The sequence below is a fragment of the Brevibacterium picturae genome (assembly GCF_900105045.1).
In the GTDB taxonomy this organism is placed as follows: domain Bacteria; phylum Actinomycetota; class Actinomycetes; order Actinomycetales; family Brevibacteriaceae; genus Brevibacterium; species Brevibacterium picturae.
Genome location: NZ_LT629739.1, coordinates 827,070 through 850,072 on the forward strand (window position 1 = coordinate 827,070; position 23,003 = coordinate 850,072).

At 63.6% G+C, this 23,003-nt stretch carries 20 protein-coding genes; 5 read left to right on the forward strand and 15 right to left on the reverse strand.

The window, feature by feature from the left end; translation table 11 throughout:
* Positions 1-125: 125 nt before the first annotated feature.
* The 5 genes from BLT92_RS03895 to BLT92_RS03915 all read right to left on the reverse strand — a co-directional run bounded on the left by BLT92_RS03895 (position 126) and on the right by BLT92_RS03915 (position 6,105).
* Complete coding sequence (locus BLT92_RS03895) at positions 126-749, reverse strand: type II secretion system F family protein (protein ID WP_092108765.1); 624 nt, start codon at positions 747-749, stop codon at positions 126-128.
* Between the two features lie 5 nt (positions 750-754).
* Positions 755-1,432: a type II secretion system F family protein gene (locus BLT92_RS03900; RefSeq protein WP_092103340.1), complete on the reverse strand. Its 678-nt coding sequence runs from the start codon at positions 1,430-1,432 to the stop codon at positions 755-757.
* Positions 1,432-2,601 (reverse strand): TadA family conjugal transfer-associated ATPase, encoded by a 1,170-nt coding sequence (locus tag BLT92_RS03905; protein ID WP_092103342.1) that lies wholly within the window; start codon positions 2,599-2,601, stop codon positions 1,432-1,434. The genes BLT92_RS03900 and BLT92_RS03905 overlap by 1 nt, the downstream gene beginning before the upstream one ends.
* Positions 2,598-3,698 (reverse strand): septum site-determining protein Ssd, encoded by a 1,101-nt coding sequence (gene ssd / locus BLT92_RS03910; RefSeq protein ID WP_231939012.1) that lies wholly within the window; start codon positions 3,696-3,698, stop codon positions 2,598-2,600. The genes BLT92_RS03905 and ssd overlap by 4 nt, the downstream gene beginning before the upstream one ends.
* 151 nt (positions 3,699-3,849) lie before the next feature.
* Positions 3,850-6,105 (reverse strand): hypothetical protein, encoded by a 2,256-nt coding sequence (locus BLT92_RS03915; protein ID WP_092103344.1) that lies wholly within the window; start codon positions 6,103-6,105, stop codon positions 3,850-3,852.
* A 932-nt stretch (positions 6,106-7,037) separates the two neighbouring features.
* On the opposite strand from BLT92_RS03915, the gene acs reads away from it, so the two are divergent.
* Complete coding sequence (gene acs, locus BLT92_RS03925; RefSeq protein WP_092103346.1) at positions 7,038-8,975, forward strand: acetate--CoA ligase; 1,938 nt, start codon at positions 7,038-7,040, stop codon at positions 8,973-8,975.
* Between the two features lie 167 nt (positions 8,976-9,142).
* Positions 9,143-9,550, forward strand: coding sequence for a phage holin family protein (locus BLT92_RS03930; protein WP_092103348.1), 408 nt, complete (start codon positions 9,143-9,145; stop codon positions 9,548-9,550).
* Between the two features lie 84 nt (positions 9,551-9,634).
* Here the strand turns inward: BLT92_RS03930 and BLT92_RS03935 are convergent, their stop codons facing one another.
* The gene (locus BLT92_RS03935) at positions 9,635-10,636 is read right to left on the reverse strand and encodes a TetR family transcriptional regulator (protein ID WP_092103350.1); all 1,002 of its coding nucleotides are present in this window, start codon (positions 10,634-10,636) and stop codon (positions 9,635-9,637) included.
* A gap of 123 nt (positions 10,637-10,759) precedes the next feature.
* Here BLT92_RS03935 and BLT92_RS03940 point away from each other — a divergent pair, with 123 nt between their 5' ends.
* Positions 10,760-11,713, forward strand: a complete 954-nt coding sequence (locus tag BLT92_RS03940; protein WP_092103352.1) for an ABC transporter ATP-binding protein — start codon at positions 10,760-10,762, stop codon at positions 11,711-11,713.
* 170 nt (positions 11,714-11,883) lie between these two features.
* On the forward strand, positions 11,884-12,642 hold the full coding sequence (locus BLT92_RS03945) for an ABC transporter permease (RefSeq protein WP_231939013.1): 759 nt from the start codon (positions 11,884-11,886) through the stop codon (positions 12,640-12,642).
* A gap of 48 nt (positions 12,643-12,690) precedes the next feature.
* Here BLT92_RS03945 and BLT92_RS03950 read toward each other — a convergent pair whose 3' ends face one another.
* From BLT92_RS03950 to nth, 3 genes are all read right to left on the reverse strand, one after another.
* Entirely contained in the window at positions 12,691-14,250 is a 1,560-nt protein-coding gene (locus BLT92_RS03950) for an HNH endonuclease (protein ID WP_092103356.1), read from the reverse strand.
* A gap of 196 nt (positions 14,251-14,446) precedes the next feature.
* Positions 14,447-15,169 carry an NUDIX hydrolase gene (locus BLT92_RS03955; RefSeq protein WP_231939014.1) on the reverse strand — a complete coding sequence of 241 codons (723 nt, stop codon included), beginning with the start codon at positions 15,167-15,169 and terminating at the stop codon, positions 14,447-14,449.
* Entirely contained in the window at positions 15,166-15,906 is a 741-nt protein-coding gene (gene nth, locus BLT92_RS03960) for an endonuclease III (RefSeq protein ID WP_092103359.1), read from the reverse strand. Before nth ends, BLT92_RS03955 begins: the two co-directional genes overlap by 4 nt.
* A 246-nt stretch (positions 15,907-16,152) precedes the next feature.
* Between nth and BLT92_RS03965 the strand changes: the two genes are divergently transcribed.
* Positions 16,153-16,830 (forward strand): Crp/Fnr family transcriptional regulator, encoded by a 678-nt coding sequence (locus BLT92_RS03965; protein ID WP_092103361.1) that lies wholly within the window; start codon positions 16,153-16,155, stop codon positions 16,828-16,830.
* 135 nt (positions 16,831-16,965) lie between these two features.
* Here BLT92_RS03965 and BLT92_RS03970 read toward each other — a convergent pair whose 3' ends face one another.
* From BLT92_RS03970 to BLT92_RS03995, 6 genes are all read right to left on the reverse strand, one after another.
* The gene (locus BLT92_RS03970; RefSeq protein ID WP_092103363.1) at positions 16,966-17,733 is read right to left on the reverse strand and encodes an MBL fold metallo-hydrolase; all 768 of its coding nucleotides are present in this window, start codon (positions 17,731-17,733) and stop codon (positions 16,966-16,968) included.
* Positions 17,730-18,710, reverse strand: coding sequence for an NUDIX hydrolase (locus tag BLT92_RS03975; protein ID WP_092103365.1), 981 nt, complete (start codon positions 18,708-18,710; stop codon positions 17,730-17,732). The genes BLT92_RS03970 and BLT92_RS03975 overlap by 4 nt, the downstream gene beginning before the upstream one ends.
* A complete protein-coding gene (locus BLT92_RS03980) occupies positions 18,700-19,173 on the reverse strand; it encodes a RidA family protein (protein ID WP_092103367.1) in 474 nt (157 codons plus the stop codon). Before BLT92_RS03980 ends, BLT92_RS03975 begins: the two co-directional genes overlap by 11 nt.
* A gap of 69 nt (positions 19,174-19,242) precedes the next feature.
* Positions 19,243-19,398 carry a Sp36 family protein gene (locus BLT92_RS20570; protein WP_092103369.1) on the reverse strand — a complete coding sequence of 52 codons (156 nt, stop codon included), beginning with the start codon at positions 19,396-19,398 and terminating at the stop codon, positions 19,243-19,245.
* Between the two features lie 244 nt (positions 19,399-19,642).
* Complete coding sequence (locus BLT92_RS03990) at positions 19,643-21,949, reverse strand: transglycosylase domain-containing protein (protein ID WP_092103371.1); 2,307 nt, start codon at positions 21,947-21,949, stop codon at positions 19,643-19,645.
* A gap of 55 nt (positions 21,950-22,004) precedes the next feature.
* Positions 22,005-22,976, reverse strand: a complete 972-nt coding sequence (locus BLT92_RS03995; protein ID WP_092103373.1) for a metallophosphoesterase — start codon at positions 22,974-22,976, stop codon at positions 22,005-22,007.
* Positions 22,977-23,003: the final 27 nt, after the last annotated feature.

Sequence of the window (23,003 nt, forward strand, 5' to 3'; positions counted from 1 at the left end):
CCGACCTTACCAAGGTCAGCTGAACAGCCGGTCGACTGCGGCTCGCGGACGCCTCCGAACGGCTGTCTCAGAGCGGCTGTCTCCGCAGGGCTGCCTCCGCAGGGCTGCCTCAGAACCCAAGGCTGTCAGAAGAAGACCGTCGTCAGGTCCGAGAGCAGCGAGATGACCACGGGAACGACGGAGAGCAGCAGGAATGCCGGAAGGATGCAGACTCCGAGCGGCACGACGAGTTTGACGCCCAGGGCCGCAGCCGCCTCCTGTCGGCGTCTGCGCGACGAGTCTCGGAGTTCCTGTGCCACGGATTCGATGAGTGGTGCGGGTCCGACTCCGGTGTGTTCGGAGAATTCGAAGACCTCGAGGACAGGGACGAGTCGGTCATCCTCGGTCAAGTCTTGGCCCCCGATCGTCATGGATCGCGCGATTCGTCCCAGACCGGAGCGGTCCTCTGTCGCATCGGCTGTCAGTGTCAGAGCGACCGGGATCGGCAATCCCGAAGTCAGACAGATAGCCACGAGGTCGAGGTCGAAGGCAAGCAGGTCATCGACCACCCGAGGCTGTGGCTCCGTCCCCGACTGCAAGCCCGTCCGAGCACCCTTCGCAGCAGTCACGCGAGCAGAATCGATGCGACCACTGGTGTCCCGTTGCCGTGTCGCCTGTCCGTTCAGCAGACGTCTCAGCCGCCCGTCGGATCTGCCGGACCACAGCAGGACACCGGCCGCTATGAGGGCTCCCACCAGGAGTGCGGTCATGTCGATCAGCGCTCCGCCCGCGCCATCATCCGTCTCATCCACCAGCGCCCGACGAGGTAGAGTCCAAGACCTCCACCGATGCTTACGCGTCCCGGCAGCCCCGAGAACAGTTCAACGGGCTGGACTCCGATCAGCAGGCCGAGACCGACACCGATCAGCGGCAGCCAGCTGAGCACACGGACTGTCGCCCGTGGCCCTGCCATCGCAATCCGTCTCTCCCGATCGGCATCGAGGGCACTGCGCTGCGCCCTCGCGTAGCGCAGGATCATGTCGGCAGCAGGCGCGCCCGAACGTTCCGACACTGTCCACACCGCAGACATTCCGGCGAACACATCTGCGGCGGGCGGCGGCAGGTCCGTCCCCCTGGTGGCAATGGCTCGTCCGGGTTCCTCGCCCAACGAGATCGCACGTGAGATCGGGGCCAAATGTGCGTTCTGCCTGCTCAGGGTCGACATCACCGCCTGCGGAGTCATTCCCACCTTGAGCAGGTGAGCACAGTTCTCCACTGCGGAGATGGCCCACAGCTTCTCCTGCTCAGGATCCTTCTTCGTCTGCCCGCCACCTCGGCGGGGGTCGCCTCTGTCCGGGCCGGTCCGCAGCAGATCCCGCAGTCGGGATGCCGGGTCCAGCGGTGCGGTGAGGATGACGCTGAAGGCAACGAGCACGGCGATGACGGCGATCATCAGGCGGCCTTCTGCTCGAGAACTGCTTCGAATCGACTCAGCGCCCGACGGTTGAAAGTCCCTTCGGACAGCGGAGATTGTCGACCCCAGACAGGTTCCATTCTCACTCCGCTGCTGCTTTCCCGGGTGGGGATGGCCAGCTCCGTCACCCCGCGGTCGGCGCCGACTCGGCGCAGGTGGATGACGAGGTCGATGGCGGTCGAGAACTGTGAGAACACCGCCTGCGGGCTCATATTCGCCAGTGCTCCCAGCGCCGCCAAACGGCTGGGAACGGCCTCGGCGGTGTTCGCGTGGATCGTGGCGCTGCCGCCTTCGTGCCCGGTGTTCAGCGCTGTGAGCATGTCCCTGACCTCGGCGCCTCGACACTCCCCGACGACGAGGCGGTCGGGTCGCATCCGCAGGGCGTTGCGCACGAGATCGGTCAACCTGACTTCACCGCCGCCTTCGACGTTGGCCTGGCGGGCTGCGAGCTGGACGACGTGGGAGTGGCCGACGATGAGTTCACGTGAGTCCTCGACGATGACGATGCGGTGAATGGGATCGACGAGTCCCAGAAGTGCACCGAGGAGGACTGTCTTTCCCGTTCCTGTGCCGCCGGAGATGAGGATGTTGGCTCGGGCACGGACCGCCTCGGTGAGGAGTTCATGCACGTCCTCGGGGATGAAACCGCCGGTGAGCAGCTGTTCGAAGGTGAAGCCGGAGTGCCGAGGGACACGGAAGGAGATCGTCGTGAGCTCGCCGGAGATGGGTGGCACGATCGCATTCATCCGTACCCCGTCGGGCAGTCTGACATCGACGAACGGACTCGAATCGTCGAGACGGCGTCCGCCCAAAGCCGCCAGGCGCACGGCCAGGGACCGCACCTCGTCCTCGGAGCCCAAGGACAGATCGAGGAGCTGAGGTCCCGAACCGGTGTCGGCGAAGATCTCACGTGGGCCGTTGACGAAGACGTCGGTGGTGTCGGCGACCTCGAGCACGGCTTGGAGCGGTCCGGCACCGGACAGCTGTGCGGACAGCCGGTTCACGAGTTCGAGGAGGGCGCTGGAACCGAGCACCCGACCGGTGCGTTGAACCGCCTCGGCGACCGCTGCGGTGGTCACCGGCCCTGGATTGTCGAGCAGGGTCTTGCGCACCTCTGCCACAAGCGAGGCGTCGAGCCATTCGCTCATTCCACCCACTCCCCCAGGAGCCGCTCGACGAGCCTGCCCAGTCGGGCTCCGCCTGGGATGCCTTCGCCCCGGTCGACGGCGGCGGACAGGCCACGATCGTCGCGGATGCTGCCGGCGAGGTCGAGTCCGATTGATTCGGCGAGGAGTTCGGCGTCGAGCCCTCCGGCGCCGGTGTCGCGAACGACGAGTCGGACGTCGGGGTGGGATTGGGACAGGCGTTTGGCGACTTGGGATGCGGCCACCGCGGAGCGGACCCGTGCCGGGGAAACGAGGAGAACGTGATGGCAGCGGCGCGTCCACTGCGGTGGGGCGTGGCGGGGAAGATCGACGATGACGAGGTCGAACGCCTGCCCTGCGGCGGCCAGGAAGTCATCGAATACGTCCGGATCGAGATCGAGGATGTCGTCCCGGCCCCAGGACAGGATCGCCAGTCCCTCGTGGCGGGGCAGCGCCTGGCTCAGCGTCGAGGGGCGAAGTTGGCCGCGGGAGGCACTGAGATCGGCCCAGCGTGGTCCGGGGACCTGCTCTGCGCCGAGCACCAGGTCGAGGCCACCGCCCAGTGGATCGGCGTCGACGAGGACTGTGCTCACATTCGGTCCCGCGCGGCGGGCGAGGGCGCAGGAGAGCACCGACGCTCCTGCCCCTCCGCATCCGGCGACGACGCCGACGGTGACGCCGGGCGCCACGGGTGGTTCGACGGCTGCGATCATGCGGCCACTCAGCCATTCCGCGGCCGAGGGCAGAACCGCCAGCTGTTCGACGCCGAGGTGGGCCGCACGTTTCCATGCCGAGCTCGGTTCGTCTCCGTCGAGGACGACGAGGATGCGGTCAGCATGGTCCGTGGCCGGAGCTTCGCGAACGTCCTCGCCGAGGAGGATGAGAGACGCGTTCTGCCAGCCGCCCGAGTCGGGAGGCAGGACCTTGAGGGAGATGCCGATGCTTTCGGCAACCCGTGCGCATTCGTCGGTGATGGCGGCGAGGTCGGTGATGAGTGCTACTTGCATGGTGTCCAGCGTGGACCCGTGGTCTTCGGCGATGACAGCGCCGAGGAACGGGCTGTGGACAGAATCCGAAAAGGGCGGCTCCTGTGCATTCAAGTCACAGGAGCCGCCCCTACTTGGTCGGGCGAAGCATCTCGCCCGGTCAGAGCCCTCTTGGGCTCAGTCCGAGAGATTCAGTCCGGATGGTCGACGCCGTGTGCTCGGACTGTTGTCCACAGTCAGAAGACACGAGTCGACCGTTGTGGGTTCAGCCGCGTTGGACGCCTTCGGTGTTGCGGAGGAGTCCTTCACGGCCATCAGAATCGCGGACCTTGAACCACGAGCCGTTGTCCTCGAGGCCGAGGAACCAGTCGCCGGGGTAGATCGTGAACACCGGCATTCCGGTCGTCGGGTCCACAGCTTCGCGCGGTTCCGGAACAGCGAACCAGAACGCCTGGATGACATTCTGGCTGGCGCCGCGATTGGATCCGTCCTGATCGGCGTCGTTCCGGCTCTCATCCGACCGGTCCTCGCGATCATCCGGGCCACCGCCCGGCTGAACCGCGCTCTGGACGACGGTCTCCTCGTCGTCAATCGCGGAGGAATCTGACGAAATGTTTGACGAGGCGTTGGACGAGGCGTTGGCGGCTCCGAAGCGTGGAGCCGAAGGCGCATTCTCGGCGCTGTCTCCACCGCGGCCACTCGCCTCTCCGGTTTCCGAGCCGCTGGTGCCATAGCCGGCCACCGGCACATACTGTGTCGGTTCGTCAGCTTCCGGGTGAATAGGACTCTGCGAACCGGGTGCTGCGCCACCGGATTCTGCAGTGCCGCGTGTGGTTGCGGCGGGACCGTTGACGACGGTGGCTTCGTCAGCCGCTCCCCCAGCAGGGGGTCCGGCAATCTGAGCGTCGGTCCCACGATCGCCGGCGGAGGTCGAGCTTCCCTCGGTGCGTTCGACATTCGCCGAATCATCCGAGTCGGATGTGTCGACTGGCTCTCCCGAGTTGGTTGAGGCTGCCGCATCGGCTGAATCGGCCGCATCGGCTGAGTCGCTTTCCGGCTTGAGCGCAACTCCCTCGGAGGCACGAATGTTGGCCTCCGAGTCATGAGCATTGACCTTGGTGGCCAACGAGCTGCTCTCCGCAGGAGATGCGGAGTCGTCGTCTGTCAGCGCTGGGGAGCCATCCGGCGTCGACGTCGCAGTCACGTCCGAGTCATTCTCCGTACGGCCCGCACGATCATCGCCATCTGCGGTGCGGTCGGCATGACTGTCAGCTGCTCCTGATTCGGTGTCTGAATCGGGAGCCGCATGGCGCCCACGACGGCGTTCGGATTCCGAGTTCGCTGAGGCGACTCCGGCAGCTGCCGCACCGACGCCGACAGCGCCGGCACCTGCGACCGCTGCGGTCATGCCCGCTCCAGAAGAGTCCTCGTTCTCGCTGTCGGAATTCGACTCGGCGGCGCTCTGGCTGTCCTCGGCGGGGCCGCTCGAGTCGCTCGAATCGCTCAAGTTGTCGGCGCTTGAGCTGTCGGTACTTGAGCTGTCGGCAGGCACCGGAGCCTGGACTGCTGTCTCACCGTCGTTGCTCCAGGGCGATTCTTCCCGGTGAGCGCCGAAGCCGAAGGTCTGCGTCGGTTCACTCTGCGTGTGCTGGGGCTCCTGTGAGTGCTGAGCGCCGAGGTAGGTCTGGCCTGATCCTGTGCTCTGCACCGACTGATCCGCAGAATCTTCAGCAGCCGTTGCGGAATCGAATGAAGTTTCCTGTGCCTGCTGCTCAGGTGGAGCATACGGATTGTTCTGCTCGGCGCCGATGGGCTGACCGAACTGGGCCTGCCCATCTGGTTGTCCCGGTCCGCCGAACTGGTTTGACCCGCCGAACTGGTCTTGCCCGTCGGGCTGACCATTCTGGACCGGTGCAGCGAACTGACCACCCGGCGCCGACTGTCCCGGCACAGCAAACTGCCCCGGCTGACTGGGCTGAGCCTGCTGTCCTGGCTGTCCTGGCTGTCCTGGCTGAGCCTGCTGACTTGGCTGCCCGAACTGGCCTGGGCCTCCGGGCTGTCCCGGGTGGCCGGGCGCTCCTGGCTGCCCCTGTGAACCGATCGGTCCGTTGGGCTGACTTCCGTAGGGTGCGCCGAATCCGCCTGGGCCGTTGTGGGCGCCCGGCATATTCGCCACAGGCGCGGGGTGCGGTGAGCGTTTGGTCACGGGGCGTGCCTTCGGGTGTGCGGCAACCCCGTCGCGAACCGCGAATTCTTTGCCGAAGAAGGGAATCATCGTGAATACGCCTGCGAAGAAGGCGATCAGCGCCGCAAGGAAGGCGAGGTATGCTCCGATGTGCCAGTACTGGACAGAGGTCAGCAGGTGCACGAACGCGAAGGTGAACGATGCACCGGACAGAACCGAGATCGCCTGATCGAGGCTGAGCGAACCGACCTTGAGCCGCCCGTTGCCGAACTTGCCGACGAACACTGCCGCCACGATCAGCCAGATTCCGAACACGTCGAATGTCAGGGTGCCCATGGCGTCGATGGTCCAATGCCACAGCGACCATGAGATGAACCCATCAGTCTTAAACGGCACGAAGAGGACGAACAGCGAAAGGAATCCCGCGAAAAGCAGGAACAGATCGCGCAGTGTCAGCGGACCGAGAAGCCCTGGTCCTGTACGGGGGCTCTTCGGCGCGACCGGACCAGCGGAACCGAACTGTCCCGGGGCCGCGCCCTGCGGACCGGGACCAGAACCATATGGACCAGGACCTGCCGAACCATTTGGGCCAGGTGCAGAACCATACGGTCCTGGCGCTGAACCATACGGGCCAGGACCGGGAGCGGAGCCATAAGGAGCCGACCCTGCCTGCTGTGGACCGGGTCCGGAACCGTAAGGACCGGGGCCGGAACCGTAAGGACCGGGAGCAGAACCATAGGGGCCGGGGTCTGCCGAACCGACAGGGCCGCCGTACCCACCGGGCCCGGATGTTTGCGACTCGGGTCCCGCGCCGAAAGCAGGCCCAGGTCCGTTGGCCGGCCCCTGGCCGAACTGCGGTTGGCTGCTCGGCCCAGGATTCTGCGCGTGCTGATCATGCCACTGCTGTGGTCCTGATCCAGTTGGGTGCTGCGGCGAACTCATCGCTTACTCCAGTCGCTCGTGGGGACAGGGTCGTCAAACTTCATGTGTCTGTCTGGTTTCCATCCTGACAGACTCCGACCCCATCCTTGCAGAACAGGACCCCCTGTGCACTCCTTCTGTGCCGCCTGTCAGGTGCGGGCAAATCGGCAAATGGGCCCGCCTCAGGTTTCGCCCGGCCCGTAGAGTGTGTCTCATAGCACAGCATTATGGCGATTGCTACCCCCGGAAACCACCGTTCATCGAACGGACGACGGTGCCCCAGGGCCCCATCGCGGGTATACAGTGCAACTAGAATTTTCGATCCACCAAAGAAGCCGGAGGGAAAAATGACCGACAGCACTGAAGAACACATCGAGGTCTATGCTCCACCAGTGGAGTTCGCCGCTGCCGCCAACGTCACGGCCGACGAATACGAGCGTGCAGATGCCGACTACCTGAGCTTCTGGGCCGAGCAGTCTCGCGAACTCGTCGATTGGAAGGAAGACTTCGGCGAAGTTCTCGACTGGACCAACCCCCCGTTCGCGAAATGGTTCATCGGCGGCAAGCTCAACGTCGCCTACAACTGCCTCGACCGCCACGTCATCGCCGGCAATGGTGATCGTGTGGCCATCAACTTCGAAGGTGAGCCCGGCGACTCCCGCACCTTCACTTATGCGGAGCTGCTCGCCGAGGTATCCAGGGCCGCTAACACCCTGACCGACCTCGGGGTCAAGGCTGGGGACCGTGTGGCGATCTACCTGCCCATGATTCCCGAAGCGATGATCTCGATGCTGGCCTGCGCCCGCCTGGGTGCGGCTCATTCGGTCGTCTTCGGCGGCTTCTCGGCCGACGCGTTGCGCTCACGCATCATCGATGCCGAAGCACGTGTGGTCATCACCGCAGATGGCAGCTACCGTCGCACCAAGGCCACGAGCCTCAAACCGGCCGTCGACGAGGCGCTGTCTCACGGGGACACCCCTGTCGAGACCGTCCTCGTGGTCCGCCGTACCGGTCAGGACGTCGAAATGGTCGACGGCCGCGACCAGTGGTGGGACGAGACCGTGGCGACCGCGAGCCCCGAGCACGAATGCGAATTCTTCGATTCCGAGAATCCGCTGTTCATCCTCTACACCTCGGGTACGACGGGTAGGCCCAAGGGCATTCTGCATACCTCAGGCGGCTACCTCACCCAGGTGCTCTACTCGATGAAGACGGTGTTCGACGTCAAGCCGGATTCCGATGTGTTCTGGTGCACGGCCGACGTCGGTTGGGTCACCGGACACTCCTACGTCACTTATGGTCCTTTGGCCGCAGGCGTCTCTCAGATCGTCTATGAGGGCACACCCGACACACCCCACCAGGGCCGCTGGTGGGAGATCATCGAGAAGTACAAGGCAACGATCCTCTATGCCGCCCCGACTGCGATCCGCACGTGCATGAAGTGGGGTGAGGAGATTCCGGAGAAGTACGATCTCTCCAGCCTGCGTCTGCTCGGCAGTGTCGGCGAACCGATCAACCCGGAGGCTTGGCGTTGGTACCACCGCGTCATCGGCGGTGAGCGTTGCCCCATCGTCGACACCTGGTGGCAGACAGAGACCGGCGCACATATGATTGCTCCGCTGCCCGGTGTGATGTCGACGAAGCCAGGCTCTTCGCAGCGTCCGATCCCCGGCATCTCCGTCGACGTCGTCGACGACGAGGGCAACAGCCCTGCCGGCCCCGAGGGTGGACTGCTCGTCATTCGCCAGCCGTGGCCGTCCATGCTGCGCGGAATCTGGAAAGATCCCGAGCGCTTCAAGGAGACCTACTGGTCACGGTTCGAGAAGACCTACTTCGCCGGAGACGGTGCCAGGCGCGATGAGGACGGCGACATCTGGTTCCTCGGCCGCGTCGATGACGTAATGAACGTGTCCGGGCACCGACTGTCGACCACGGAGATCGAGTCGTCCTTGGTCGCTCACCCCTATGTCGCCGAGGCGGCCGTGGTCGGGGCAGCAGACGATACCTCTGGTCAGGCCGTCGTCGCCTTCGTCATCGTGGGCAACGATGTCGAAGACTCCCCGGAAATCTCCGAAGAGCTGCGCCAGCACGTCGGCAAGGACATCGGACCGATCGCGAAGCCGAAGAAGGTCCACATCGTGTCCGAGTTGCCGAAGACCCGTTCGGGCAAGATCATGCGTCGCCTGCTGAAGGATGTCGCCGAACATCGCAAGGTGGGAGACTCCTCGACCTTGGCCGACTCGTCTGTCATGGACCTCATCGAGGAATCGGTGGCGAAGTCCTGATCTCGCGCTGAGATGAACCCGCCGGTGGGAACGGATGCTCGCAGAGAGCTGTTCGAGATTCATCCGGCGGGTTTTTCTCGTTTTATTGCCCGTTCTTCTTTGGCCACCGGCCGCGTTCAGACTACTCTTAAGAAAGATTGTCCAAGTTTTTGTCGATAGGAGCACTCATGGCTGAGAGGTCGATCAGCGAACTGATCAAAGGCATCGGCGACGATTCCAAAGCGATCGCCGAGGAGGAAATTGCACTGGCCAAGGCTGAGGCCACAGCCGGTGCGAAGAACTTGGGCATCGGTTCGGCGCTTGCCGTCGTAGCCCTGTTCTTCCTGTTCTTGTCGTCGTTCATGGTGATTTTCGCTGGGGCCGCCGCATTCCACGAAGGTCTGGGATGGCCGTGGTGGGGCAGCTTCCTCATCGTCTTCGGCATCCTCGCGGTGTTGGCGACCATCCTCGTCCTCATTGCCCTGCCGCTGTTCAAGAAGGGCAATCCCGTTCCGGGCACTGCGATCGATTCGGCCAAATCCCTGGTCGCTGCGGTCAAGCGTGCGGTGAAGAACCCGTCGGGACCTCGGTACTGAGAGACCTCGCAACAAAGAACAGCAGAATAGCTCCACACATCGGTGGCGTCGGGCTCGGCCCGGCGCCACCGGCGCATTCACCCGTCAGCGACGCTTAGCGACCCGTTCTTTGGCCTCACGAAGAACCTGACGCTCACGCTTGCGCGCCTCCGCGAGAACCTTCTGAGCCTGCTTCACCGCCTTCTGCGCTTCGCGATATTTCTTATCGGCAACAACGTCTGGATCCTCGTCGCCGATGCCCTGCGGTGTGTCCGTCGCAGCGTCATCCGGCTCTTCCTCTTCGCCGGACCAGCCTTCGGCTTGAGCGCTCCCCGAATCATCGACATTGACTCGCTCACGTTCACGACCGACCCGCTCGATGTACTCGGTCAGCCCGTCCAGTCCTCGATCGAGCCCGAAGACGAACGGGTCGAACTCCGAGGTGAACACCCCCGCGTCTATAGCCCGACGCAGGAACGGGTAACCATCGTCCGTGATGACGGCATCATAGAGCTGAGATTCTCGCTCGGAGACCTCATCGGCATTCAGCCCGCTGGCTCGTCCCTGTTGCTGGTAGCCGGCAAGGATGGAACCGTGCCAACGGGCAGCCCCGGTGACCAGCAGGGATGCGGCTATTCGCTCATCCTGTGTCAGTGACGTCGTTGACAGCGCTTCCAGGCCGGCATCAAGCCATGCCGAGCTGTTCGGGGTGATCGGGCTGCCCATGATCGGCATCGCCAGGAGCCACGGCTTGCGGCGGTAAATCGTCGTCTGAGCTTCGTACAGTTCTTTGAGCCGCACCCGCCACGCTGTGTTTTCCTCTTCACTCTCGGGCGGCAGCCCCGTGGCCTCCTCCTGCATCAGCAGCAGCAGATCATCCTTGGCACTGACATACCGGTACAGCGACATCGGAGTGTATCCGAGACGTTTGGCGACGGCCGACATGGAAACTGCACCGAGTCCCTCATAGTCAGCGATCTCGATCGCAGCATCGACGATCTTCTCGACACTCATCTCCCGCTTGGGACCACGCTGCGGTGTTGCGGCAACGCCCCACGCCAAGGCGATCCCCCGCGGCAGCTGCTCGATCGGTTCTTCAGAAGTCATTTCCTCAGCTTATATTGTGTACGACATATATTGCGTGTTACTGTCCTATACAGTTTCATGCATACACAGTAACTTCGCTTCACGAACAGCACAATTCACGAACAGCACGAACAGGAAGATGACATGGATTCCACGGACATAGGAACGACATCGGCTCTGACTCCCAGCACAGCTCGCCCAGTGGCAGCGAGCGAAGTCGATGGTCCCGCTATCTCCTTCACCGGGGTGTCGAAATCGTTCGGACGCAAGGCCGTTCTTCAGGACCTCGACCTCGGCGTGGACAAAGGCGAGGTGTTTGCACTGCTCGGCGCGAATGGAGCCGGCAAGACCACTGCCATCAATATCCTCACGACCCTGATGCAGGCGGATTCCGGGGCTGTGCGCATCATGGGGGTCGACGTTCGCGCTGATCCCGCCGAGGCGAAGCGTCGTTTCGCGGTGACGGGACAGTCCGCCGCTGTCGACACGTACCTTTCAACCGCGGAGAACCTTGTGCTCCTCGGCCGACTCTCCGGTCTTTCGCGCAGAGCCGCGAGGTCGCGGAGCGAAGAGCTTGCCTCTCGCCTCAGCTTGGACTCCTTCATGGGCAGTCGTGTAGGAGCACTGTCCGGAGGGATGCGACGCAGACTCGACCTCGCGCTCAGCCTCGTCGTACCGGTCGACGTGCTCATTCTCGATGAACCGACCACTGGTTTGGACACGCGATCGCGCCGCGAGCTGTGGGCCGAAGTGAGGCGACTCTCGGCCGAAGGAACGACCGTGTTCCTGACAACACAGTATCTGGACGAGGCCGACGCGCTGGCCGCTCGAATCGGCTTGCTCGATCGGGGTCGCCTGGCCGGACTGGGAACGCCCGCACAGCTGAAGGCGCGGGTGGGAGAGGACACCGTCGCCGTCCACGATGAACTGGGATCGGTGGTGGCAGAAAAGCCGACGGACGGTACCGTGCGCGGAATCTCTGCCGCCCTGACCCCTCTGGCTGAGTCCTCCCCCACGGCTGCCGTGTCCCTGCGCAGCCCGAGCCTCGACGACGTCTTCCTCGCCTTCACATCAGCCCAAGACAGCTCGGACGACTGACGCTGTGCTCCTCGCTCCTCTGCCGGTGCACCCCCGTCGATAGCTCCTTGCTTCACCACTGAGATTGGACAACCATGCCTGACCGCCGCCCCACCATTGCCAAAGATGACGTGCCGACCGCCGGTTCGACAGCGCACGTCAGTCCAGGCCAGACCAGAACGCGAAATCGGGTGTCAAAGCCCAACGCCGAAGCCGCCCTCATCGGTCGCAGCCTGCGCCACGCGGTCCGCGATGTCGAATCGATGCTCATGGCGGTCGCGCTGCCGGTTCTCCTCATGCTCATGTTCACCTTCGTCTTCGGCGGAGCGCTCGATCCCAGCGGTGGCTACGTCAATTATGTGGTGCCGGGCATCGTGCTCACCTGCGCTGGCTTCGGTGCAGCGTCGACGTCGCTGTCAGTGGCGAATGACATGACGTCGGGATTCATCGACCGCCTGCGCACCATGCCGATGAGAGCATCTGCTTTGATCACCGGGCACGTGGTGGCGAGCCTTGTGAAGAACCTCTTCGCCACGGGAGTCGTCATAGCCGTCGCGGTTGCCATCGGCTTTCGCCCGACTGCCGATCTCGGCCAGTGGTTGTTGACCATCGGTCTCATCGCGTTCTACATCCTCGCGATCACTTACCTTTTCGCGGCCATCGGCCTGGCGGCGAAGTCCGCCGAGTCAGCCAACGGATACGGTTTCATCCTGCTGTTCCTGCCGTACGTGTCCAGCGCCTTCGTGCCTGTCGAGACCATGCCCACGTGGCTGACCCTGTTTGCCGAGAACCAGCCGATCACTCCGATCATCGATGCTCTGCGCAGTCTGCTCATCGGCACCGAAATGGGCGGTTCCGGGTTGCTGGCCGTCGGGTGGTGCGCGGTGATTCTTGTTCTCGCCGGTGTTTGGGCCGCACGCCTATTCAAGGCAAGGGTCGGACGTCGGTGACCTCGCTGCCGACACGGTGCCCAGGCGAGCTGCGGGCCGCCGGTGCCTTCACCGTGCCGACTCCGCGGACAGGAAAGTGCGCAACCGCGCACCGAAGAGATATTCGACTGCGCTTGTCGCTTGATCGGGCCGCGGCCTGTCACTTGGCCTGCCATTTGGCCTGTCACTTGACCCCTGGCGTTGCAACGGCGGGCCATGAGTCTGGTCGATTTCTCGGTATCGCCGCCGTCGCTTCTCTGCGCTCGAAGCCGATGGGCTCGATTCCGTTTTCTCGGGCTCATTTCCTATTACAGGACTGTCAGCAGTTCCCTGATCGCCGATAGCACTGTGATCGTCAGCAGCGGGGCGCTCGGCGCTGCCGTTGCACGCGCGGGGAGCGATCGGCCTGGTTCGCGTCTCGTAGCGGTGGCCCGTCGGCGTCTTCACGATCAGCTTCTCAGGGGTCGCCTCATGCTTCCATCCCATCAGTTCTTTCGCGTAGTTGCAGGCGGCGCACAATCCAGAAGCATTGCTCCAGGCAGTTTCGCCGCCGGCAGCGAAGGAAGCGGCATGGTCGGCATGCTTGATCTGGGCATCGCACCACGGTGAGCGGCAAACGTCATCACGGATGACGATCATTCGTCGCAGCAGTCCCGAGAATTCCCGACGCTTCGAATCCATGCGCACCAGCTGGCCGTCCTCGGGACGAGCGTAGAGCCTGCGTAGGAAGACCGCCGCCTCGTTCTCGGTCACGAACTTGCGAGCGGCCCCTGCCGGCAATGGGCCGAATCCGGTCAGCCATGCAGGAGTGTCGCCCGGAGCGACCAGGCTGTCATCGTTCATCACGAGATGGATCTCCGTCGGCACGGCCTCAGCGCAATCCTGGCCCGTAGTCCGTTCGACGAGCAGATCCGCCATGACCTGAGACTGTGTGCGTTGGCCCGATTCCCCGGTGCCGATGAGGGAGGCCGCAGACTTCTTCAGATTCGCATAGACGGCGACTGCCTGGGGCATGGGCAGGAGCGCGGTGAGATAGGCCATGTTGCCTGGAGCGGGACGCACCGACACTGCACGCTCCTCCGTGCACCTTTCGAGGTGCTCGACCGCGGCTTTCTGATCGATCTGCTGAGCCAGAGCTCTTACTTCGTTGCCGAGCCTCCCGACGCCCACCTCGGCGAGCCGGTCGGCCATGCGCTCATCGACCTGACGACGCTTGTCCCTGGGCAGCCAGTCGGTCTCCTTTGCGACTGTGCGAGCCTTCTCTTCGGATATGCGGCCGGTCTTCAGGGCTGAATACGTCTGGGGAAGATCAATGAGCAGCGAGCGTGAGAAGTTGAGCAATGTGCTGCCGCGGGCGCGGGAGACCTTACGAGCGAGGGCGATCTCTGCCCCGATGCCCCTGCCCTGCTTCTTGCTCGAGACGCCGTCTTCGGCCTCCCGATTGCGTCGGCGCATGTCGAACGTCAGAGTTTCCCTGGCCTGGGCCGCCGCCGCGGCGGACGTCAGTTCCTCGAGCGCGGTGATGCGGTCGATGGCCTCGGTTTCGCTGAGCGCCGCGGGCAGCTTCGACAGCGCCTCATGCCACCGGTGGATCTCGGTGACCACGTCGGGAACCGTCTGCGCTTCCATACCGATAACACTAGTCTTCGCCACTGACACGACCCTTCCCCCGGGTATCAGACGAGGTCAGGCGCTCGTAACCCCAACTCCCGGCCTGTCATCCGAATCCCAACCTGTCATCCGAATCCCGGGCTTTCGCCACTCGACAAGGAGGCACGAGGCACCGCACTTCAGACGCCGGGACCACTCAGGAACCCCAGATCGTTCAGAAGTCGATGTCGATGGGTTCGTCGCGATCCCACTCTTCGGCCCAGCCGAGGTGGTCGAGAGCGAAGTCGAGGATGCCCGCGGTGAAACCCCACACCTTGAGGACTCCGACGTCGAAGGCCGGTGTCGTGATCTTCAGGTCCGGTCTGGAGAAGGTACCGCGATTGGCCGGAGCCACCAGGTCGGCGACAGAGATCCGATAGACGGAATAGGACTCCGACTTGTCCATCACCCGCACCGCACCCGGTTGAGCCCAGTACCCGATGACCGGTGTGACCTGGAACCTGCTGACTGGAATGTAGAGCGGGTCCATCTGCCCGAGCACATCGACCGTCGATGGGACGATCCCGGCCTCCTCCTGCGCCTCACGCAGAGCCGCAGCGACCAGCGAATCGTCTTCGGGGTCTCGTCCGCCACCTGGGAATGCCACCTGACCGGGGTGGTTCCGGAGCGTGTTCGCCCTCTGCAGGAGAACGATGTCGACGTCATCGACGCCCAAATCCGCCAACCGCGAAGCCTGGATCCGGCCAGCATCTGTGCGCGGTCGGCCTCCCCTGCCGAAGAGCATGAGGACCGCGGCGTCACGCACCGTCGCATCGTCCGGAGCCTTCGCGCGTCGCAGCCACAGCGGCGAACCGTCCGAAGCCGCGAGATTCTCCAGCTGCGTCCGCAGTGTCTGGTCGCGTTCCACCTGCAGGTGCTCACACGCCTCGGCGCTCATGCTTGGGGCGCCATTTCGAATCTGAGCATTCCCCGCGCCTTCTCCGGATCGAGTTCCCCGGTCCCGAACGAGGGGCACAGCGCCATCAGCGGGCAGACGCCGCAGGCGGGTCTGCGGGAGTGGCAGATGCGTCGTCCGTGGAAGATCACGCGGTGGGAAAGCAGGGTGAGTTCCTTCTTCGGGAACAGTGCCGCGATGTCGTGCTCGGCCTTGACCGGATCCTCCTCATCGGTCCATCCGAGCCTGCGCGCCAGCCTGCCCATGTGCGTGTCGACGGTCAGGCCCGGAGTGTCGAAGGCGTTGCCGAGCACCACATTCGCCGTCTTCCTTCCGACTCCGGCGAGTGTGATCAGCTTCTTCAGTGAGTTGGGCACTTCTCCGTCGTAGGTGTCGACGAGTTCGTTCGCGAGTTTGACGATGTTGCGGGCCTTCGCTCGGTAGAAGCCCGTCGAATGGATGAGCTCCTCGACCTCGATGAGGTTGGCCACCGCGAGGCTGTGCGCGTCGGGGAAGACGGAGAACAGGCCCGGTGTGACCGCATTGACGCGGATGTCCGTGGTCTGCGCGGACAGGACTGTCGCGATGAGGAGCTGGAACGGTGTCTCGAAGTCGAGTTCGCATTTCGCATTCGGGTACACCTCGGCGAGGATGCGATGGATCTTCCTCGCCCGTCGGGTTCGACCCAATGGGGTTTCCTTCGCGAACTTCCGCGCGCTCTTCTCTGCCACCGTCAACACGACTCACCATCCTAATCCGTGCCCCGTATTTCCGCAGTGGCGTCCCTCACATCGCCGAGGTGGCCCTGCAGTTGCCCGTCGAACGGGAACGTCCGTACGCAATCGTGGCCCACCTCGGCGAGGGTGGAGGAAACGCCAGCAAAACCCCCTGTTTTGCACTAATGCCGCAAACTCCCGCGCCTTTGCTGGTATCAGCACCGTTGACCAGGTAGATTTATCTGTGATTACCACGACAAGGAGGACACAGTGGATATTGAAGTTGTGCGGAGCGCCACGCTCTTCGCAGGTTTGGACGATGAAGCGACAAGCGCATTGATGAAGTTCATGAACCCGCGGAGCCTCCGTCGGGGAACCGTGCTTTTCCACGAAGGCGATGCCGGTGATGAGCTCTACATCGTCTCCAGCGGCAAGCTCAAGATCGGCCGTGAGTCCTCCGACGGACGCGAGAATCTGCTCTCGGTCATCGGTCCGGGTGAGATCATTGGCGAGCTCAGCCTCTTCGATCCGGGTCCACGTTCGACCTCCGTCACCGCTGTCTCTCAGTCCGAGCTGCTCAGCCTCAAGCATGAGGACCTCACGACGTGGCTCGATGAGCGTCCTCGCGCAGCGATGAACCTGCTCAAGGCCCTTGCGCAGCGCCTGCGGCGAACCAACGAGACCGTGGGTGACCTCGTGTTCTCCGATGTTCCCGGCCGTGTGGCCAAGGCACTGCTGGACCTCGCTTCCCGCTTCTCGAAGCCTGCACCCGACGGTGTCCTCGTCGCCCACGACCTCACCCAGGAAGAGCTCGCGCAGCTCGTCGGCGCCTCACGTGAGACCGTGAATAAGGCACTGGCCGACTTCGCCGCCCGCGGCTTCATCCGCCTCGAGGCCCGCTCCGTCGTCATCCTCGACATGGAGCGCATGCGCAACCGCGCCCGCTGATCAGTCCTCGTCTATTGCCGAACCACTGAACTCGCACGTCATAGGAACGCCCAGACACGCATTGTGCCTGGGCGTTCCTGTGTTGTCGCGTTCCTGTGGTGTCTGCAGAGATCGTCAGTCGGTGCAGATCGCGGCTCACCCTTGATCGTCGGCCGCGAGGGCTCCCAGGTAATTCAATTGGGCGCGCACGATCTGCTCGGCGGCACCGCGGACGCTCGGGTCGACGTCGTGGTAGACGATGTCACAGACCTCGGTGGCGCTCGTGGCTCCCTGTTCAAGGGCCGCTGCCACCTGCTCGATGCGTTCGAGCCGGTGGCTGCGGTAGTACTCGAGCACCTGGGCGGGGGATTCGATGCTGGGGCCGTGTGCGGGCTCGATCGTCGAATAGGCACCCTCGTCGAGCAGCTGCAGCAACCGGTCAAGGGAATTGAGGTAGTCGCGCAGGGACCCTTCGGGATGCGTCACGATGGTCGTCCCCTCTCCGAGCACGGTGTCGCCGCTGTAGAGCACCTGATCGTGGATGAGGCTGATGCTGTCCATCGTGTGTCCCGGTGTCGCGATGACCTCCATGACATCGGCCGTGTCGGTGCCGAATGCAATCCTGTCACCATCGGCGACTGGAGGACTCAGGCGGCTGAACTTCTCGAGGACCGCGTGCACAGGAACCTCGGGCGCCCACGTTTCCACACTGCCGAGCATCTCTGAGTGATCGGCGTGCTGATGGGTGAGGATGATGGCGGACAGCCTCCGGTCACCGACCTCGGCGAGGAAGTTCTCGCGGTGTTCGGTGATCTCTGGTCCCGGGTCGATGAGCACCGCCGAGGTGTCGTCCGCCGATGCGATGACATAGGTGTTCGTCCCCGTCAGTGCCATCGGTGATGGGTTGTTCGCGCGGATCCTCATGAGTCCTCGGTCTCCTCCTCGCCAGTTTCGGCGCTGTTGTCGTCATCGTCGCTCAGGGACAGAAACCCTGGGCTCTGGTCGTTCTCGTCGTCGCCGACGGCCACCGCGTAATCGCGCAGAGTGCCTTTGCGGTAGAGGTCGCGTCCGGGGTGGATGACGACGCGCCATTCGCCGTCCTCGTTGGTGACCTCGGGCCGCAGCGGGTGCAGGTCGCGGACCTGGGCCATGGCTGCTCCGACGCTCGGCACATCGAGCAGGCTCTCGGCAATGAGACGTGTGCTCGCACTGATCCTGTCGGGATCTCCACCGGCATCGGAAAGGATTTCCTCGGGTCGTTTCCACCCTCCCGAGACCTCATTCGGGGAGAGGAAGTCGACGCTTTGGCCGAAGGGCACCGTGGCCACGAAGTAGGTGGTGTCGAAGCGGTGCAGCTGGGTCCCCGTGTTGATCCAACGCAGCCAGGGTTTGCACAGGTCCGGGCGCAGTTTGAGGTCGCGTTCGCGCAGAACCTGCGACCAGTTGATCTCGCTGGAGAACAGTCGTGACCGGGTTCCGCGCCATTCCGTCTGCGGTGCGGCCACAATGTCTCGGTCAACGTCTTCCGCCAGCACAACACCTGCCGCGGCGAACGCGATGCGGGCCGCAGCCGAGAAGTGCTGCAAAGCTCGTGACTTGTTCTCGATGCTCAGAGTCCTCGCACAGCGGGCCGACCTCCACCCTGCCAGAGGCAGGCCGCGCAGGTCGCCGGGACGCAGATTGCTGACTGGGAAGGCCCAGCGGTTGCGGTCCTCGACTCCCCTGGCGTCAAGCTGCCGGGTGATGAAGGTTTCCAAACCCTCCAGCGAATCCCTGACCAACACGATCGCCGAGGCAGGTCGTGGAGCTTCGGGGACCGGGAACCGCCCGTCGGACTGCCATTGGTCCAAGAGCCAACGCAGCTCCGACGAGACGGGCAGAGTGCGTCCGCTAAGCGGCATCGTCCTCAACCTCGACGATGACCTCGACCTCGACGGGGGTGCCGAGAGGAAGAGTGTTCACGCCCACGGCGCTGCGCGTGTGCTGACCACGGTCGCCGAAGATCTCACCGTAGAGTTCGGAGACTCCGTTGATCACGGCAGGCTGCTGTGTGAAGTCATCGGCCGAGTTGACGAACCCGGTGACTTTGACCACGCGCACGACCTTGTCGAGGTCGCCGAGGACGCCGGCAATCGCTGCCAGGGCATTGAGCCCTGCAGTTCGCGCCAGGTCGTAGCCGGTCTCCAGATCCACGTCCGAGCCGATGTGGCCCGTCGCCGGGAGCTTCCCGTCGACGACAGGCAGCTGGCCCGAGGTGTAGACATAGTTGCCGGTGCGCAGCGCCGGAACGTAGGCACCGGCGGGAGCGGCGACATCGGGCAGGGTGAGACCGAGTTCAGCAATGCGGTCAAGAGTCTTCGACATGGGTATTCCTTCGACGAGGGTGTTTCGGATCAGGGTTTCAGGTCTGGCAAGTGCTCAGACGCTGCCGCTTCAGTCTTTCGGACGCTTGAGGTAAGCCACGAGCCCGTTGTTGTCGGGGCCCGGAACGACCTGCACGAGCTCGTAACCGTCTTCACCCCACTGGTCGAGGATCTGCTTCGTCGCGTGGACGATGAGCGGCACTGTGACGTATTCCCACTTGGTCATGATTCTCCTTGAGTCTCTGTCTGCCCGACTGTCCGATGAGTCATCGGGCCGGGCTTGTACACGGACCGACAGCCGGTCATTCTGCGCCGAGGCCGACCAGCAATCGATGTCGTTCCCAACACTAGCCGAGAACCCCTGCTCCGAGCACCAGCCATCCTTCAGTGAGAGAGCCTCCGACGAATGAGCGCGGGGTGGGCGATCACAATGATCGTCCCACCCCGCGCTCATTTGAGATGACCGGCGCTCAGTTACCGCCGAGGCCCGGCGATCCGCCGCCGTCTCCGCCACCACCGGTGCCACCGCCGCCGTTTTCGCCGCCGTTTCCGCCGCCACCGGTACCGCCACCGCCGTTTCCGCCGCCGGTGCCACCGCCGCCGCCTCCGCCGGAGCCGCTGCCCCCGCCGGAGCCGCCGCCCTTGAAGTACTTGCTGCTCGGCTTGGAGAACCCGGTGTTGCCCTTCGTCTCTTTGACTGCCTGACTCATGTAGGCCTGCCAGGTCTTACCGGAGATCGTTGCACCGTAGACATGTCCGCGGACCGCGCCCTCGCTGTTGTTGCGCCAGTCACGCGTTCCGGCCGGGTCACCGGTCCAGACTGCCGTCGACAGTGTCTTGGTGAATCCGAGCAGCCAGGTGTGGCCGACGTCGAAGTTCGTTGTACCTGTCTTGGCGCCGGCTGGAACACCGATGCCCAAGCCAGTCGTCGTACCACCCTTGAACGTCTGGGTCAGAGCGTAGGCGACCCCCTTGGCCACATCCTTGTCGAGGACCCGCTTGCACCCTTCGCCGGGCACATCGAGCTTCTTGCCGTTACGATCCTTGATCGAGAGGATCGGCTTCGGGCCGCAGAACTCGCCCTCATTGGCAAAGGTGGCGAAGGCCGCAGCCATGGCAATCGGAGTCGTCTCCGTCGTACCCAGGATCGACGAGGGCGACAGCGCCTGGATGAAGCCGCTCTCGTTCTCGAAGTCGAGCTTCTCGCCGCTGCCGTAGCGGATACCCAGGTCCATGGCGGTGTTCATAATCTCGCACATGTTGAGCTGATTGCCCATGGCCGCGTAGCCGGTGTTCACCGAGTTCTTCGTGGCTTCCAGTGCGGTCATCGAGCCTTTGCCCTCACCGTCGCCGGCATTGTTGGGTTCCCAGTCGCTGCCCATGTTCGGACAGCCGTCGTATTTCCAGGAACTGGCCGGGAAGTTGCGTTTCGTGGCGTTGACCGTGGTGTTGAGGCTCTTGCCAGATTTCAGCCACGTCGCCAGCACGAAGGGCTTCCACGTCGAACCGACCTGGAAACCGCCACCGCCGTTGTGCTTCCTGTCGACGGTGTAGTTGATGCTGGTCTTCTCGTTGCGTTCATTGTCCTTGACCTCGCCGACCGTGTATTCGCGGTTCTCGGCCATGGCGATGACCTCGCCCGTGCCGGGTTCGATCGTGACCAATGCGTGTCCGGCGCCGGAGGGGTCGCCCACGGGAACACGTTTCTTGATCTGTTTGTCGGCGATCTTCTGGATGTCTGGGTTGAGGCTCGTCTTGATCGTCAGTCCGCCACGCTGCAGGAAGGCCAGGCGCTCTTCGACGGTCTCGCCGAAGGTCTCGTCGTTCTTGATGACATTCTCAACGTAGTCGCAGAAGAACTCCGCGTTGCTCTTCGCAGAGGTACAGCCATTCGGAGTCTCATGCAGGTCGAGGTTGAGGTCGGTCTTGACCGCCTTGTCGTATTCCTTCTGCGTGATGTGATCGTATTTGAGCATCTGCCCGAGAACAGTGTTGCGGCGCTTCTTCACCTGGTCGGGGAAGCGCTGCGGATTGAACGCCGAGGGGTTCTGCACGATGCCGGCGAGCATCGCCGACTGTTCGATGTTCAGGTCCTTTGCGTCGATCCCCCAATACCTGTGGGCAGCCGCCTGAACACCGTAGACATTGGGTGATCCCGAGTAGTTGTTGATGTTCATGTACCGGTTGAGGATGTCCTTCTTGTCGTACTTCTTCTCAACCGCCACAGCGAGCTTGGCCTCGCGCAGCTTGCGCGCGTAACCCTCCACACCATCGGATTCCTTGGCCGCTTCCACACCTTCCTCGTTGCCTTTGGCGTGGGCGTTCTCCGCCAGCACATTCTTCACGTACTGCTGGGTCAGCGTCGACCCGCCCTGCGTCGTCGAGGACACCATGTTGTGCACCGCGGCACGCGCGATGCCCTCGATGTCGACTCCGCCGTGTTCGAAGTACCGATAGTCCTCGACGGCGATCGTGGCGTCCTGCATCTCCTGCGAGATCTCGTCGAGGGGCACCTCGACGCGGTTCTGCCAGTAGAACTCCGCGATTTCCGAACCGTCGGAGGCAAGCATCGTCGACTTCTCGCCCAGTTCCTGGATCTCGAGGGTGGCGGGAAGTGAGTTGAAGATTTCGACCGCACTGTTTGCGCTGGCAGTAGCGACACCGACCCCGGGGATGGCAAGACCGGCTGCGACGACCCCAGCCACCGCGCTCACGGCGACGAACTGGAGAAACGCACCTGTCTTGGTCGGATTCGGATTTGACTCAGGAGACACCATGAAACCCAGTTTAACTAATCCGAGTTGTGCAAATTCTCAAAAACCGATGAGAGTGTCAGTCCTTGGGGACGAGAGTCAACAGGCTGACCTCGGGGCGGCAGGCGAAACGCACCGGTGAGTAGGGGGAGAATCCCAATCCTGCAGAGATCTCGACGAGAGCATTCCGGTAGGGAAACAGGCCCCTCGCACGTGTCCGATCGAGGTCGCAGTTCGTCACCGGCGCGCCCCAGAAAGGCACCCGGATCTGCCCCCCGTGGGTGTGCCCGGTCATGATGAGATCGGCCCCCGCCGAGGTGAGCGCCTCCAGCGTGCGTGAATAGGGCGCATGTGTGACGCCCACTTTCACCCCTGCATCAGGATCGAACCGAGGGTAGTCGAGAGCGTCAGGCCCGCGTGATTCGGCGTCGGCATTCATTCGGATCCGGTCACAGTCGATGTGGGAGTCCCCCAGCCCGCAGAAGTCGATGCGGGTCCCACGGATCGTCAGGCTCGCCTCGGCGTTGTCGAGGAAGTGCCATCCACGCGTCTGGCCCGGCGTGTCACGGTTGGGCGTGTCACCTACCGGCGTGTCACGGGCTTCGAAACCGCGGATCAGGGCCCTGACGTCGAGATCTGGCTCTGTGCGATGCTTCACCTCGGAAGGAGAACGAAGATACGTGGCCGGGTTCTTCGCCTTGGGCGAGAAGAAGTCGTTGGACCCGAGAACGAAGACTCCGGGAACATCGAGGAGTCCGTCGAAGACGTCGAGGACTTCCGGAACGATGTCCGCCGAGAGATTGTCCCCTGTATTGACGACGACGTCCGGTTCCAGCCGTGTCAGCGCCTTCACCCATGATGCTCTGTGCCTCTGCCACGGGGCCAGATGCAGATCGGAGACGTGCAGCATCTTAATGCTCTGTGCCCCGGCCGGCAGGATCGGGAGAGTGTGGCGGCGGACAGCGAAGAGGTGCGGCTCGATGACCGCACCCCAAATTCCGGCCGCCGCTGGGACTGCAAGGGCGCCGGCGAAAAGTGCACGCTTCTTCATTGGACCAACTCTAGCCGGACTCGGAAA

Bases quoted from the DNA above. Each gene is read 5' to 3' on its own strand.
- BLT92_RS03895 (WP_092108765.1), bottom strand. From the start codon at position 749: ATGACCGCACTCCTGGTGGGAGCCCTCATAGCGGCCGGTGTCCTGCTG.
- BLT92_RS03900 (WP_092103340.1), bottom strand. From the start codon at position 1,432: ATGATCGCCGTCATCGCCGTGCTCGTTGCCTTCAGCGTCATCCTCACC.
- BLT92_RS03905 (WP_092103342.1), bottom strand. From the start codon at position 2,601: ATGAGCGAATGGCTCGACGCCTCGCTTGTGGCAGAGGTGCGCAAGACC.
- BLT92_RS03915 (WP_092103344.1), bottom strand. From the start codon at position 6,105: ATGGGCACCCTGACATTCGACGTGTTCGGAATCTGGCTGATCGTGGCG.
- acs (WP_092103346.1), top strand. From the start codon at position 7,038: ATGACCGACAGCACTGAAGAACACATCGAGGTCTATGCTCCACCAGTG.
- BLT92_RS03930 (WP_092103348.1), top strand. From the start codon at position 9,143: ATGGCTGAGAGGTCGATCAGCGAACTGATCAAAGGCATCGGCGACGAT.
- BLT92_RS03935 (WP_092103350.1), bottom strand. From the start codon at position 10,636: ATGACTTCTGAAGAACCGATCGAGCAGCTGCCGCGGGGGATCGCCTTG.
- BLT92_RS03940 (WP_092103352.1), top strand. From the start codon at position 10,760: ATGGATTCCACGGACATAGGAACGACATCGGCTCTGACTCCCAGCACA.
- BLT92_RS03950 (WP_092103356.1), bottom strand. From the start codon at position 14,250: ATGGAAGCGCAGACGGTTCCCGACGTGGTCACCGAGATCCACCGGTGG.
- BLT92_RS03955 (WP_231939014.1), bottom strand. From the start codon at position 15,169: ATGAGCGCCGAGGCGTGTGAGCACCTGCAGGTGGAACGCGACCAGACA.
- BLT92_RS03970 (WP_092103363.1), bottom strand. From the start codon at position 17,733: ATGAGGATCCGCGCGAACAACCCATCACCGATGGCACTGACGGGGACG.
- BLT92_RS03975 (WP_092103365.1), bottom strand. From the start codon at position 18,710: ATGCCGCTTAGCGGACGCACTCTGCCCGTCTCGTCGGAGCTGCGTTGG.
- BLT92_RS03980 (WP_092103367.1), bottom strand. From the start codon at position 19,173: ATGTCGAAGACTCTTGACCGCATTGCTGAACTCGGTCTCACCCTGCCC.
- BLT92_RS20570 (WP_092103369.1), bottom strand. From the start codon at position 19,398: ATGACCAAGTGGGAATACGTCACAGTGCCGCTCATCGTCCACGCGACG.
- BLT92_RS03990 (WP_092103371.1), bottom strand. From the start codon at position 21,949: ATGGTGTCTCCTGAGTCAAATCCGAATCCGACCAAGACAGGTGCGTTT.
- BLT92_RS03995 (WP_092103373.1), bottom strand. From the start codon at position 22,976: ATGAAGAAGCGTGCACTTTTCGCCGGCGCCCTTGCAGTCCCAGCGGCG.